Source organism: Adlercreutzia aquisgranensis, from assembly GCF_943193145.1.
Lineage (GTDB): Bacteria > Actinomycetota > Coriobacteriia > Coriobacteriales > Eggerthellaceae > Xiamenia > Xiamenia aquisgranensis.
Genome location: NZ_CALPDA010000017.1, coordinates 19,188 through 32,901, shown reverse-complemented (window position 1 = coordinate 32,901; position 13,714 = coordinate 19,188). Strand labels below are relative to the sequence as shown.

Annotated in this window: 12 protein-coding genes, 1 other RNA gene and 1 pseudogene; 4 read left to right on the top strand and 10 right to left on the bottom strand. The window is 64.9% G+C overall.

Annotated features, from left to right (window positions below):
- Nucleotides 1–144: 144 nt before the first annotated feature.
- From rplT to NFR41_RS10080, 6 genes are all read right to left on the bottom strand, one after another.
- Nucleotides 145–498: a 50S ribosomal protein L20 gene (rplT, locus tag NFR41_RS10105; protein WP_251231747.1), complete on the bottom strand. Its 354-nt coding sequence runs from the start codon at nucleotides 496–498 to the stop codon at nucleotides 145–147.
- Between the two features lie 21 nt (nucleotides 499–519).
- Nucleotides 520–717: a 50S ribosomal protein L35 gene (gene rpmI, locus NFR41_RS10100; protein WP_160214367.1), complete on the bottom strand. Its 198-nt coding sequence runs from the start codon at nucleotides 715–717 to the stop codon at nucleotides 520–522.
- Nucleotides 710–1,294 (bottom strand): translation initiation factor IF-3, encoded by a 585-nt coding sequence (gene infC / locus NFR41_RS10095; RefSeq protein ID WP_251231746.1) that lies wholly within the window; start codon nucleotides 1,292–1,294, stop codon nucleotides 710–712. Before infC ends, rpmI begins: the two co-directional genes overlap by 8 nt.
- Before the next feature lie 265 nt (nucleotides 1,295–1,559).
- Nucleotides 1,560–3,845: an InlB B-repeat-containing protein gene (locus NFR41_RS10090; RefSeq protein ID WP_251231745.1), complete on the bottom strand. Its 2,286-nt coding sequence runs from the start codon at nucleotides 3,843–3,845 to the stop codon at nucleotides 1,560–1,562.
- Nucleotides 3,846–4,015: 170 nt separating this feature from the next.
- Nucleotides 4,016–5,152 carry a histone-lysine N-methyltransferase gene (locus tag NFR41_RS10085; RefSeq protein ID WP_251231744.1) on the bottom strand — a complete coding sequence of 379 codons (1,137 nt, stop codon included), beginning with the start codon at nucleotides 5,150–5,152 and terminating at the stop codon, nucleotides 4,016–4,018.
- Between the two features lie 25 nt (nucleotides 5,153–5,177).
- Nucleotides 5,178–5,615, bottom strand: a complete 438-nt coding sequence (locus NFR41_RS10080) for a hypothetical protein (RefSeq protein WP_251231743.1) — start codon at nucleotides 5,613–5,615, stop codon at nucleotides 5,178–5,180.
- A 114-nt stretch (nucleotides 5,616–5,729) separates the two neighbouring features.
- Here NFR41_RS10080 and NFR41_RS10075 point away from each other — a divergent pair, with 114 nt between their 5' ends.
- Nucleotides 5,730–6,827, top strand: coding sequence for an MBL fold metallo-hydrolase (locus tag NFR41_RS10075; RefSeq protein WP_251231742.1), 1,098 nt, complete (start codon nucleotides 5,730–5,732; stop codon nucleotides 6,825–6,827).
- Between the two features lie 28 nt (nucleotides 6,828–6,855).
- Nucleotides 6,856–8,508, top strand: a complete 1,653-nt coding sequence (locus NFR41_RS10070; protein WP_251231741.1) for an amidohydrolase — start codon at nucleotides 6,856–6,858, stop codon at nucleotides 8,506–8,508.
- Here the strand turns inward: NFR41_RS10070 and NFR41_RS10065 are convergent.
- Nucleotides 8,505–9,143 carry a thiamine diphosphokinase gene (locus tag NFR41_RS10065; protein ID WP_251231740.1) on the bottom strand — a complete coding sequence of 213 codons (639 nt, stop codon included), beginning with the start codon at nucleotides 9,141–9,143 and terminating at the stop codon, nucleotides 8,505–8,507. The two genes, NFR41_RS10070 and NFR41_RS10065, sit on opposite strands and share 4 nt — an antisense overlap.
- 70 nt (nucleotides 9,144–9,213) lie before the next feature.
- Here NFR41_RS10065 and rnpB point away from each other — a divergent pair.
- An RNA gene (gene rnpB / locus NFR41_RS10060) (RNase P RNA component class A) lies at nucleotides 9,214–9,576 on the top strand.
- Between the two features lie 92 nt (nucleotides 9,577–9,668).
- On the opposite strand, the pseudogene mtnA reads toward rnpB, so the two are convergent.
- A pseudogene (mtnA, locus tag NFR41_RS10055) lies at nucleotides 9,669–10,652 on the bottom strand (S-methyl-5-thioribose-1-phosphate isomerase); the annotation flags it as partial.
- Between the two features lie 95 nt (nucleotides 10,653–10,747).
- A complete protein-coding gene (locus NFR41_RS10050; protein ID WP_160214375.1) occupies nucleotides 10,748–10,939 on the bottom strand; it encodes a hypothetical protein in 192 nt (63 codons plus the stop codon).
- 343 nt (nucleotides 10,940–11,282) lie between these two features.
- Here NFR41_RS10050 and ffh point away from each other — a divergent pair, with 343 nt between their 5' ends.
- Entirely contained in the window at nucleotides 11,283–12,695 is a 1,413-nt protein-coding gene (gene ffh / locus NFR41_RS10045; RefSeq protein WP_251231739.1) for a signal recognition particle protein, read from the top strand.
- A gap of 15 nt (nucleotides 12,696–12,710) precedes the next feature.
- Here ffh and ftsY read toward each other — a convergent pair whose 3' ends face one another.
- Nucleotides 12,711–13,631 carry a signal recognition particle-docking protein FtsY gene (ftsY, locus tag NFR41_RS10040; RefSeq protein WP_160214377.1) on the bottom strand — a complete coding sequence of 307 codons (921 nt, stop codon included), beginning with the start codon at nucleotides 13,629–13,631 and terminating at the stop codon, nucleotides 12,711–12,713.
- Between the last annotated feature and the right edge of the window lie 83 nt (nucleotides 13,632–13,714).

Below are 13,714 nucleotides of genomic sequence, written 5' to 3'. Positions count from 1 at the left end.
CGTCGTATCTGATCCTAAGGTCTGATGGCATAAAGAAGCCTCCCATTTCTCGTGTCCAAGAAATGGGAGGCAGTACAGAGAGACGGGGTTTCTTCTTTTTCATCGCCTGCGGTGCCTTGTCGGCACGAAGGAGGATGAGAGTCGCTACAGCGCCTTCTTGGCAACCTCGACCAGCGCCGCGAAGGCAACGGGGTCGTTGATGGCCATGTCGGAGAGCACCTTGCGGTCCAGCACCACGCCGGCCTTCTTCAGACCGTTCATGAACACGGAGTAGGACAGGCCGTTCAGGCGGGCGCCGGCGTTGATGCGGGCAATCCAAAGACGACGGATCTCGCGCTTCTTGTTGCGGCGGTCGCGGTACATGTACTGAAGCGAATGCTGCACCTGCTCCTTCGCCGCACGGTAGGAGCGAGATTTCGCGCCGTAGTATCCCTTGGCGCGCTTGAGGATGGTACGACGCTTCTTCTTGGCGTTTACTGCACGCTTTACACGAGGCATATCTCACACACTCCTTGGAATCTAGCGAAGCCCGAGGTTGCGGGCGATGACCTTGCGATCGGAAGCGGCAACTTCGGTCTCGTGGCGGAAGTTGCGCTTGCGCTTCTGGCTCTTCTTCGTCATGATGTGGCTCTTGTAGGCCTTGGCGCGCATGATCTTGCCCGATCCGGTGACGCGGAAACGCTTGGCGGTCCCGCGATGGGTCTTCATCTTAGGCATTGCCGTCCTTCCCTTCTTCCTGACTGTCCTGTTCCTTCTTTTTCTTCGTAACCGCTGCAGGCAACGGAGCGATAACCATGTGCATGTTGCGGCCCTCCATCTTCGGCTGGCTCTCTATGACCGCAACGTCCTTCAGGTCGTCGGCAAGGCGTTCCAAAATGGTGAGGCCCTGTTCCGGATGGGCCATTTCGCGCCCGCGGAACATGATGGTGATCTTCACCTTGTTCCCCGCCTCGAGGAAGCGCAGCACGTGCTTCTTCTTGGTGGTGTAGTCTCCCACGTCGATCTTGGGACGGAACTTCATCTCCTTGGTCTCGACGCGGCTCTGGTTCTTGCGAGCCTGCTTCGCCTTGATGGCCTGGTCGTACTTGAACTTACCGTAGTCCATGATACGGCAGACCGGCGGGTCGGCATTGGGGGCGATCTCGACCAGGTCGAGCCCCTTTCCGTCGGCGATCCGCTGGGCCTGCACCGTAGCGTAGATGCCCATCTGGGTGCCGTCGAAGTCGATCAGTCGGCATTCGCGAACCGTGATCTGGTCGTTGAGCCGTGGCTCTTGAGCAGCTATCGCGCTCACCTTCCTTTCCGGTGCGCCTCATCGCTTGGGCGCTGCACTGGCCATGTCGTTTCAACAAGCGAAAGCGCCCCTGCCGGTTTCGGCAGGGGCGCTTCGGAATCATCGTGTCGCACAAGACGGCCGTGCAGTTATCGATGAACCCATCAGCAGCCGAGGCGCCGAACCAGGTGGAAGGCATGCATGTGCGGTGCCTTCGCTTGTCAAAACCTTGATTAGTCTAGCAGAACGGGTTCGGGATGCAAGGACGTTTTTGCCGAAGCGCGCCCTAGAAGCGCCTCAGCGCGAAACCTCCACAACAAAACGCCGCGGCGGCGAGCATTCCTATGACGAACGCAGCTTCATCAAACAGCCCGTCACCTGAGCGGACGAGTGCGGTAGAGGCTGCGGGGCGCGACTTCGCGGAGTCCTGCCCCGTGCGCTCATCGCGCGTCGCATCCGGCGAGCTTTCGGTGCCGGCATCAGCGCCCGCACCGTCGGATGCGGGCGCCTGCAGTGCCGCATCGGCATCGTCGGTGGGCTCCTTTACGGTGGCGCCGGGCACCTGCGGTTCGTCGGGCTGCGCAGGCGAGGAGGGCTCGTGGGGATCATCCGGCGGCTTGCCTTTGTCGCCGCTCTCCCTGAAATACGCTACGAACAGCATCGGCTCCCATGCGCTGCGCCCAGGGTGCGCTCGGGATGCAGCCGCCATGACTTCGGCGCTCAGGCGGGGCTGGTCGGACACCAGCTGCCCGTCGTAGGTGTACCACCCCGAGAAGTCGTAGCCCTCCCCTTCGGATGCCGTGACTGCCTCGAGCCCCTCGCCCGTATCGGCGTTGACGAGCTCGTAGGACCTGTCGACCGTGCCGCCGGCCTGAGGATAGGCGCCGAACAGCACATAGGCCTTCTGCGGAGGATTCTCCTTTGCCAGCACAGAGCAGGAGGCCGGCGCCGAGGCAACCTCGACGTCGCCCATGGAGGGCGCCGAGGCGGTGGCGACGGCGACGTTGGACACGGCTCCCCGCTGAGCGTCTTCGCTTGTGACCGTGTACTCGTAGCTGCGGCTTGCGCTCTCCCCCGGCTGCAGCGACTCTACGGGGTCGAGCTGCGAGAGGGTATCGGAGAGAACGATGTTGTCCAGGGCGACGTTGCCCTCGTTTGCAACCTCGACGCGAAACGACACGGTCTCCCCCACCTGGTAGTAGCTGCCGTTGCGCGGGGAGTTGACTACGGCCTTGCGAACCGATATAGCAGGCTTTGCGGCCTCGAAGCGCGCCTGGAACTGCGTAGGGACGACCAGCCCGCCGCTACGGTCCGCGTTGTCGGTTGCGGTCTGCGCGTCCAACGCCGGCTGGTTCTGGACAAGCTGTGCGCCCTTGTACCACCCGACGAACACGTAGCCGTCCGCAGGAGTTGCCGTGGAACCTGTGATACCCTCGCCGGAAAGCGCCTCGACGGTGTCGACCGACGTGCCCACCGCACCGCCCGCCTGCGGGTCCGCAACGTAGGTGACCTCGACTCTCACCGGTTTCCACAGGGCGTAAAGGGTCACGTTCTCGTCGGGCATCGTCAGGGCAGCACTTGCGCCCGCACCGTAGGCGGCGAAATCCGCTGCGGGGTCGTGGCTCCACCCTTGGAAGGTGAACCCGGGGCGCGTGGGCCGCTGCGCGTCGATCGCCACAGTCTGGCCGACGGCGTAGGCCCTGGCATCCGGCACGTTCGAGCATCCGCCGTTAGGCTCGTATGCGAGCAGATGGCTTCCCTTGTCCATGACGATGCCGTTGACGTTCCATGCCGAAGCGCTTCCGTTGCGAGGCTTGACCACGTACCAGAGCACCTTCTGCGTCTGCGGGTCGAAGGCTGCACCGTAGTCTGCGAGCACGGAGGCCACATCCGTATCAGCCGGAGCCGCGAGGATGTCAGATGCCACCGCCTCCAGGTTGTTCGCGATGGCCACGGGTCGCCGCACCGTGCCCGTAAGAGAGGCCAGCGTACCTGCCGGGGCATAAGAGGCGGTACCGTTTCCGCCGGGCTCGAAGGGGATGCGACCGTCCAGGCGTATGTAGTAGCAGGCCCGCTGAGTGACATCGCTTTGTCCCGGCAGAAGCCAGATGGCGTAGACCGTCGCATCGCCTTTGAGCTTCGCCGAGTTGGTTCCGTTGTCGGGATACACCTGGTTCGCGGCGTACACGTTCGATGTGCCAGCGGCATCGGAGGACCAGCCAACGAACAAGGCGCCGGGCAGCGGTTCGGAAAACCCCAGGGAAGATGGCTCGGGCAGCGTGATTCTGCCTATGAAGGTTTGCACGATATGGGTCTGCCCCGTGGCCTGATTCGCCAGCGTGACGGTGATGGGCGCACCCTGTGTCTCGAGCGCATCGGCGTACTCGTCCTCGATGGCCGGATACGCCGGTCCGCGTGCGGCCTCGTCGGCAGCCCCTTCCTGGCGAAGCGGTCCGATGAGCACCAGTGAGAACGCGAAGAACACTGCGAAGGCCGCCAGAGCCGCCGCGTGCGCGACCGCCTTAGCCCTTGTGGACCTGAGGCATCTTGATACCGCATCTTCTCTCATCATCGCTTCCCCCGAATCTCGCTGCAGTGCGCCTGCGTCGGGCACCTGCATCGAGCATAGGGGTTATGGGGAGAAAACGTGGAAGCCCATGCGGCCTGTTTCCGATCCGCCTCTCAGGAGACGCGCAACCGAATCCGCTTCGTTGCCTTTTCGAAGGACTTCCCTCGGCGCGCCTAGGCGGCCTGGTTCTGCGCTTCGCCCGGCGCAGCCTCGCCCTCGCTCCCGGCATCCTGCCCACCCTCCGCTTGAGGCTCCTCGGCAGGTTCGGGCTCGGACTCCGGCACCGGAGCGGCAAGGGAGGGCGCGTCCAGGTACAGATAGATGAGGCGGATGGTGCTTGCGATGTTGCCAGTGGCATTGGAGGTAGTGTAGTCGTACATGAGCACCGCCGACCACTCGATGTCCATGCTGTTCTGGCTCACCGTGCCCGAGAACGCGCACCGCTCCTTCACCACGGTCTTGCCGTCATCAGCGTAGGTGGCGTAAGTCGACCGATCCTCCGGCAGCACCACATCGGCACTGTCGATGGCAACCCCTGCCTCGGCCATGGCGTTCTCGATGACGCCGTCGGAGGTGACCGCGTCGCTGAAGCTGCTGGGCGCGAAGCCCAAGGAGGACGTCGACGCTGAAAAGCCCGCCTCGATAACCTTCCTTTCGCTGTCGAGCCCCAGGTAGACGGTGGGTATGCCGGAACGTGACTCGGTGGAGGACCCGGTAATGGTAAGGGTGACCATGGTCATGATGGGTCGGTCGGCCTCGTCGGCATCGCGCTCGGAGGTGACGACGGCATCGGACCCCAGCTCTGCGACGGCATCGTCGTAGGCCATGCCCAGAAGCATATCCAGCTCGGGCACGCGGGCGGTCTTGGTCACAGTGATGGTGGTGTCCTGGGCGTTGGAGGCCTCCTGGCTCATGGCATCCACATCCTGGCTCCCCTGCTGCTCCTGAGCCTGCTGAGACGCCAGGGAGCCGCTTTCCACCAACAGGCGGTACCCGAAGTAGCACAGCGCCCCGATAAGCACCACCAGCAGCACCGTGATGGCTATGAGGATTCGCCGCGTCCGACGCGACTTGCGCATCACCGGCGAAAGCTGGGGCTTCTTCGGTTTGCCGTGGGACCCGACCGAAACCGGTTGGGTGTAGACGGTTTCCTCGTCGAAGAGCATAGGACCGGAGTCGACCGGCTCAAGCCCTTCGAAGGCGTCCGGGTACTCCGAGGAGCCGTCGTCAGGACGATAGGGAGCGTGAGGCGCGCTCTCCGTCGCTGCAGGCTTGGTATCCCGAGGCCCGTGGGCCGCGTGCTTCGCCATAGGGGTCCTTTCCGAAGGAGACTGGCTAGCCCATGAAGGCTACGCAATAGACAACCGCGGCGATGACGCCGACAAGGCACAGGCCGATGATGACCTTCTGGGTGACGGACATGGGCGAGCCGCTCAAGTCGTCGAGCGTGGTCTCGCGGTACTCCTTGTCCTTAGCCGCCTTCGCTCGCTCCGTCCGCTTGGAGACAGCCTTCCCGTCGCCGGCATCCGACGCATCGGGGCGAGCGGGGCTCTGAGCAACGGCCTCGCTCCCTTCGGAGCGGGAATCGGCCGCAGGGGCGTCCTTCTCGGAGGAAGGCGCAGGCTGCGTCCCCGCTTGGATGACGACGTCGTCCTCTTCGTTGACGACGATATGGGTGAAGCTCTTCTTCGCTTGGACCACGGTTCGCTCCAATCTGTCGACGCCATTATAGATGATGGCGGCGCTCAGCCTCCCCTCTCCGATAATTTTCACGAGCTGGGCAACCTTCTGGCACCAAGCTGAAAACCCCTTCAGGCTTTCGCCTACAATGGGCGGCGAAACCATCGACGCTATCGCCTTCGAGGCGAACGAGGAAAGCAGGGATTCATGACCGATTCGCGCAATCTCGAAGCCGCGGGCAATGCCGAGCTCGCCCCTTGCTGTCCGGCGCGGGTGCACACTCTCTCCTGCGCCCTGTCCTCCAGCCCCCTTGGCGCCCCCGTCGCCATCGACGAGAGCCTCTACCTCGTGCGCATACCGTTGCCGCACAACCCGCTCAAGTACGTGAACTCCTACTTCGTGCTGGAGCCCCATCGAACCACCGTCATCGACGTCGGCTTCAACCTGCCCGAATGCGAGGCGGCGCTTACGGGCGCCCTTGCATCGCTTGGACGCTCGTGGGACGAGGTGCAGGTGGTGCTGACCCACTCCCATCCAGACCACACGGGCAACCTCGACCGCATCTGGAAGCCCGGCATGCAGGTGGCCGGCAACATCCACTCGTTCATAGAGGTGTGCAACCGCCAGGCGCTCGACGCGGTGGTGTTCGGCCCCGCCGTCGTGCGCGCCTCCACGGCCGAGCAGCGCGGCGACCTCGAGATGCGCAACAGCGCGCTGCATCTGCCGGTTTCGGCGGAGCTGCTGCCGCTGCGCCGCGACATACCCTTCCGCTTTCTGGCGGAAGGCGACACCCTCGAGCTGGGAGGCCGTCGGTTCGAGGTGGTGGAGACGCCCGGGCACGACCCATGGCATATCTGCCTCTACGACCGCTCCCACCGCCTCATGATCGTGGGCGACCACGTCCTGGAGCACATCACCCCCTCCGTCACCTCGTGGAACCTGTCCAACGACGCGCTGTCCGACTTCCTGTGCAGCCTGGAGAAGATGAAGCGCTACGAGGTCGACCTGGTACTTCCGGCGCATGGCGACCCCTACTGCGGGCTTTCCGAGCGCTCCGACGCCCTGATCGCCCACCACCGCAAGCGCTTGGGGCAGATCTACAACCTGGTGGAGGAGGGCAACCGCGACATCGTCTCCATCTCCGAGGCGTTCCCCTGGCGCTATCCGAACTGGAGCCGATGGCCCCTGGACCAGAAGTTCTCCTCCATGGGCGAGACCATGGCCCATCTTATCCACTTGGTGCGCAACGGCGAGCTCTCGGTCGAGGTTCGCCAGGACGAGTACCTATTCTCCGCTGCGCACTGACGAACGCCCCCCCCGGAAAGGCGCCCCCATGACATTCGATCGCATCCTGCTCTCCAACGCCACCTTCACCGGACTGGACGACGACGCCGCTGCCGCCGCGGTAGCCCTCTCGGGCGACCGGATAGCGGCCGTGGGCCCTTTGGACCAGGTGCTGGCCCAGGCGGACGATCCCGACGAGGCGGCGAGGCGGATCGAGGACCTGGGGGATGCGTTTCTGTGCCCCGGCTTCCACGACTCCCACATGCACGTCTTCCATTCGGCGCTGTACTCCTCGCCCCTTGCCTGCACGTTCATGGGGCGAAGCGAGCAGGACTGCGTCGAGCGGTTGCGGGCGTTCGCCGAAACGCGTCCGAGCGGATGGCTTCTGGCCCAGGGCTGGCGGGAGTACCGATGGGATCCTCCCCGCCTGCCCGACAAGCGCTCCCTGGACGCCGCGTTCCCCCATCGCCCCGTCGCGCTCTACTCGGGGGATGCCCACAGCCTTTGGCTGAACAGCTGCGCCCTGGAGGAGCTTGGGCTGACCGACGGCTCGCTGCCCCCTGCAGGAGGCGCCTACGACAGAGACGGCCAGGGGCGCCTCACCGGCATCGTCCGCGAAGCGGCGGCCATGGAGCTTATGCCCCGCATCACCGCCTCCTTCACCGACGAGGAGCTGGATGCCGCCTACGACGGTTTCTTCCGGACGCTGGCCTCAAGCGGCATTACAGGCCTGTGCGACTTGTCGCTCATGGCGGGGCCGGGCCTGGATTTCGTGCGCGACGACATCTACGAACGCCTGCTGCGCAACGGACGCATGACCGTGCGCGCAACGCTCTTTCCCACGCTCACCGACGACCAGGGCCGCTACGACGAGCTGGAAGGACGGCTGCGCGACCCGATGCTATCCGTCGGCGGGTTCAAGCAGTTCTTCGACGGGGTGTCCAGCCAGCACACCGCCTGGATCCACGACCCCTACAGCAACGCGACCGTGCCGGGCGAACACGGCAGGCCCACCATCGACCCCGCCGTCATGAGGCGTTACGTGCTGGAAGCTGCGCGACGCGGACGGGCGGTGCGCATCCACGCCATCGGCGACGAGGCCATACACCAAGCCCTCGATATCTTCCAGGAGGCCCGCGGACGCTTCGGTCCGCTTCCCGGTGCGAAACGCCACTGCATAGAGCATCTTGAGAACTTCCAGCCCGCCGACATGCGCCGTCTTGCAAAGCTCGACGTGGTCGCAGCCGTGCAGCCGCCCCACATAACCCTCGACCCTGGCGGCCCGGAGCGAGACCTGGGCGTTGCGCGCGCCAGGTACATGTGGCCGTTCGCCACCTTGCTCGGCCTTGGCGCCACCTTGGCCTTCGGAACGGACTCGCCCGTGGTCGACCCGTCGCCCGCAGCTGTGCTGTACTGCGCCGTAGCCAGGCAGGACCCGTCCACGGGAGAGCCGGTCGGCGGCTGGCAGCCCCAGGAGCGCATAGGGCGAGCCCAGGCACTGTCGGCCTACACGCGCGGAAGCGCCTTGGCGGCAGGCAGGGGCGACGAGCTGGGGTTGATAGCGCCGGGAATGCTGGCGGACCTCGTTGCGATCGACCGGAGCCTGCTTTCCTGCACCGACGACGAGCTGCTCGACTTCCAGGTGCTGGAGACCATCGTAGGCGGCAAGACGGTCTACCGTCGCGACGGGGATGCGAGCTAGGGCAGCGGGTAGAACACGAGCACGGTGCCCGAGGCGATGCCTACGCTAGCCGGCATGCCCGTAAGCTCGTTGGAGACGCCCCGCGATTCGCGGTTGGTGAGCGGTTCGTCGTCAAGGGAGTACGCCATGCCGCGCTCGATCATACCCGTACATCGGTCGCTCATGGCGATGACGGACACGGTGCCGCTGTCCATCAGCGGCAGATCGAGCACGTCGGGGCCGGTAAGAGCCCGCACAGCGCAGTCCTCGCCCACCAGCGTCACGCACAGTCCCGCCTCCGAGTATTTCGCCGCCGCCTGAAGATTCGACAGCTCGAAGTCGATCCGGCCGCCCAGAGCGCCGTAGACGTAGACGTCGTCGTAGCGCATGGTTTTCGCGCGCTCCAGGGCAAGCTCCAGGTCGGACTGGTTCTTCTCGCGGGGAAAGCGCGAGACGCGCTGGCATGTGGGGACGTAGCCGAGGGAGTCGAAATCCCCAAGCGCCATGTCGGGACGCACGCCCAAGTCCTCCAGATAGGCGAAGCCCGCATCGACGGCCATGACGTAGTCAAACAGCCCCGCCTCGTAGCGCTCCCGGAAGTCGCGGGCGTTGAACTGGCTGGCGGCCACCAGGACGCAGGTTTTCACATCGGCCATTGATGTTCCTTTCGCATGCAGGTCGCCGCCTTGTGCCACGCGGCGAAACGGTACGCTAGAATACCACAGGCGAGCGGGCCAGGCGATCGCGTGCGGTATCCGCATGAGGAAAGTCCGGGCTCCAAAGGGCAGGATGCCAGCTAACGGCTGGGCGGGGCGACCCGACGGACCAGTGCCACAGAAAAGAAAACTCCCCCGGCTGCCCGCTTCGGCGAGCCGTCTGGGAGAAAAGCTGAAACGGTGCGGTAAGAGCGCACCAGCGCATCGGCAACGATGCGGCTTGGCAAACCCCATCCGGAGCAAGCGCAAATAGGAACGCGATACGGCCGCCCTTCCGTGCGTTCGGGTTGCGTGCTACAAGGCCGCTGGCGACAGCGGTCGCAGATAAATGATCGCCCAACGACAGAACCCGGCTTATCGACCCGCTCGCCCTATCCCTTGCTGCCCCAACGCGTCCAGGATGCGTCCCGGTTCGAAGACGCCCCGCTCGGTTACGATCGCGTCGACGAGCTCGGCCGGCGTGACGTCGAAAGCGGGGTTCCAAATCTCCACGCCTTCGGGCGCATCCGCCATCACCTCGCGGGGATCCCGCTGCTCTATGGGGATGAGCGAGCCGCACGACAGGCTCGCATCCACAGTGGAGGCAGGTGCTGCGACGAAGAAGGGAACGCCGAAGCGCTTCGCCAGCACGGCCACTCCCAGCGTCCCTATCTTGTTGGCAACGTCCCCGTTGGCGGCGATGCGGTCCGCACCCACCACCACCGCGTCCACCATCCCCTGGGCCATGGCGCTGGCTGCCATGTTGTCGCAGATCAGCGTCACCGGCACGCCGGCGCGCGCCAGCTCCCACGCGGTCAAGCGGGCGCCTTGGCCCACCGGCCTGGTCTCGTCGGCGTACACCCGCGCGATTCTACCCTCCTGCGCAGCGCTGTAGACGACGCCCAGGGCCGTGCCGTAGAACGAACAGGCGAGGCTTCCGGCATTGCAATGGGTGAGCACCCGGCAGCCGCCCTCCCGCGAAGGCAGCAGTGCCGCACCGAAGGCCCCTATGCGGCGACAGCACTCCTCGTCCTGCGTCTCGACCGCCTTCGCCTCGTCGAAGGCGAGCCGGGCGACGTCTCGGATGCGCCCGCCGTTCTCGATGGCTTGCACGGCCGCATCGCGCACCCTCGACACTCCCCAGGAGAGGTTCACCGCTGTGGGACGAGCCGAGGCGATTTGGGAGGACGCCTGCCGAAGCCCCTCGAGCAACGCGGCTACATCCGCGAAAGACCCTTCCTCAGACTCGGCCGCTCCGTCGAGCCAAAGCGCTACAGCTGCCGCGCCGCACACCCCCAGAGCCGGCGCGCCGCGCACTGCCAAGCCGCAGATGGCCCCGACCACCTCTCTCCAGCAGTAGGTGCGAACCACCTCCAGCCTGCCAGGGAGCACCCGCTGGTCGACGTAATCGAGAAGAGCCCTTCCCCGGTCGTCCCGACCCAAAGTTACAGTGCGCGGCAAGCGTCCCATGTCAACGGGCATAAAAACCATCCCCTCCTTAGACAGCGCGAAGGACCCGTCAGGTCCTTCGCTAATTCTATCAGGTGTTCCGTCAGGCTTGCAGGCTAGACGATGTAGAATCCTATGGCCGGGGCGACGGCGATTATCATTGCCGCGCACACGTTGGCCGCCGCCGCAAGCGCGATCACGCGAGAGGGATGCACGTGCTCCAGCCCCGTCACCGCTGCGCTCGTTTTCGCCTTGCTGCTCCGATTGGCCACTCCGGCGACCGGTTCTGCCGCCCATTGCTTCCTCATTGCACACCACCTCGCTTTCCGAATTACAGGCCACGCTGGATATTCGGCCGCAAACGCCGTCGGAAAGATACGACCGAACGTCCGGCAGGTAAAAGACCTGCGCTTTTCTTTTCTCAACCCAGATGGTAGAAGGCAATTGTGATTAAAATAGGGACTTTACTGGCGCGTAAGCGTTTCGCCGATTGACTGCAACCCCTCCGACCCCTCGCCGTTTTCCCTACGTTGAACATCGCAACCAAACGTAATCGCCCCTCCCGCCGTCTCCCAGCGTCGCCCATAGGCTATAATTCCTACTTAACTGCGCTTAGCGCCGAACCCCCTCGACCCACGAAAGCAGGACCCCATGCTCGAAGGCTTGTCCGAACGACTCCAAGGCATCTTCTCGGGATTGCGCGGCAAGGGCCGCCTGACCGAAGACGACATCAACGAGGCCATGCGCGAGATCCGCCTGGCGCTTCTCGAGGCCGACGTGAACTTCAAGGTGGTCAAGGGGTTCGTCGCCCGAACGAAGGAGCGCTGCCTGACAGCCGAGGTCATGGACTCCCTCACCCCCTCGCAAAACGTCGTGAAGATCGTGCTCGACGAGCTCACCGAGCTGCTCGGGCGCACCGATTCGAAGCTTGTGCTCACCAGCCGCATCCCCAACGTCATCATGCTCGTAGGCCTTCAGGGCTCGGGCAAGACCACCGCGGCGGCCAAGCTCGCCTACCTGCTCAAGAGCCAAGGGCACTCCCCCTTGCTGGTGGCCTGCGACGTCTACCGTCCGGCCGCCGCCGACCAGCTGGAAACCCTGGGCGGCGAAATAGGGGTGCGCGTGTTCCGGGGCGACGGGAAGGACCCGGTGGCTATCGCGGAAGGCGGCATCCAGGAAGCCATCGACAACCTGCGCGACGTGGTGATCGTCGACACGGCGGGACGTCTGCACGTGGACGAGCAGATGATGGACGAAGCCAAGGCGATCAAGCAGGCCGTGCGCCCCGACCAGATTCTCATGGTAGTTGACGCCATGACCGGCCAGGACGTGGTCAACGTGGCCCAGGCCTTCGCCGAGCAGGTGGACTTCGACGGCGTGATCATGTCCAAGATGGACGGCGATGCCCGCGGCGGCGGCGCCCTGTCCATCAAGCAGGTGACCGGAAAGCCCATCAAGTTCATCAGCTCCGGCGAGAAGCCCAGCTCGCTGGAGGAGTTCCACCCCGACCGCATGGCCAAGCGCATCCTGGGCATGGGAGATATGGTCAGCCTCATCGAGCATGCCGTCAGGGTGCAGCAGGAAGCCGAGGAGGCCGAGGCCGCCGAGCGGCTTATGAGCCAGACCCTTACGCTGGACGACTTCATCGAGATGAACCGCCAGATCCGCAAGATGGGGGGCGTGTCGAAGTTCATCTCGGCGTTGCCCGGCGGAGACCGCGCCATGGCTTCGGGCAAGGTGGACGAGGGCGCGCTCGACGACATGGAGGCCATCATCAACTCCATGACCCGTGAGGAGCGCCAGCGGCCCGACATCCTCAACGGCAGCCGCCGCGCGCGCATCGCCCGGGGCGCCGGCGTGTCGGTCACCGAGGTGAATCAGCTGGTCAAGAAGTTCAACGAGACCAAGAAGATGGTCAAGCGGATGATGCCCGCGATGGAATCGCTCCAAGGAGGGCACGGCAAGAAGGGCAGGAAGGGTAAGAAGCGCCGCGGCATGCCGGGGCTGCCCGCCGGCATGAGCATGTCGGACCTGAAGAGCATCGCGAGCATGCTCGACCAGTAAGCGACGCGACGGCGACTACGAGCGCTCATCGAAGCTCCCCACCAGCGCCCGCGCGAAATCGTGGGCATCGAAGTCCCTCAGGTCGTCCAGCTGCTCGCCTACGCCGATCTTGAGCACGGGCAGGCCCAGCTCGTGGCTGACCGCAAGGGCGATGCCGCCCTTCGCGGTGCCGTCGAGCTTCGTGACTATGAGCGCGTCGAGGTCCAGCGCCCGATCGAACTCGCGAGCCTGCTGCAAACCGTTCTGCCCGGTGGTCGCATCGATGACGAGCACCGTGTACACGGGCATCTTCGAACGCTTTCGCACCACGGCGACCACCTTCTGAAGCTCGCGCATCAAGTCGGCGGACGTGTGCAGGCGCCCGGCGGTGTCCACCAGCACCAAATCGGCCCCCACCTCGTCTGCCCGCTCCAGGGTATCGAAGCACACCGAGGCCGGGTCGCTTCCCCGCTCGCGGGTCACCATCTCCACGCCGGAGCGCTTCGCCCACACCTCCAACTGCTCGATGGCTGCGGCCCTGAAGGTGTCAGCGCTGCCGAGCAGCACCGTGCGACCCTGGTCGGTCGCCTCCTTCGCGAGCTTTCCCACGGTTGTGGTCTTGCCCGTACCGTTGATGCCCACGAACAGCACCACGGCAGGGCCGCCCCCCAGCACCTGCTCGCCGCCTTCGGCGAAGGTGCCCGCGATCTCGTCGTTGAGCAGGTCGAGCACGGCGTAGGCGTCCGGAAGCGCCTGACGCGTGGCGCGGTCGCGCATGCGCTCCACGATGTCGCTGGCCGCCAAGGCCCCCATGTCGGCCAGAATAAGCGTCTCCTCCAAGCCCTCCCAGAAGCCCTCGTCCACATCGGGACCACGGTCCAGAAGGATGTTCATCTGCTCCTTGAGCTTCGTCCGAGAGCGCGACAGGCCCTCGCTGATACGGTCGAGCATACCCATGGAAACCCTCCTTCGGTAACCGGCTCTCGCCTGGCCGGTATCGTTCTTTACGCGCATCCGTCCCGCAAGGAATCGATGCGAAG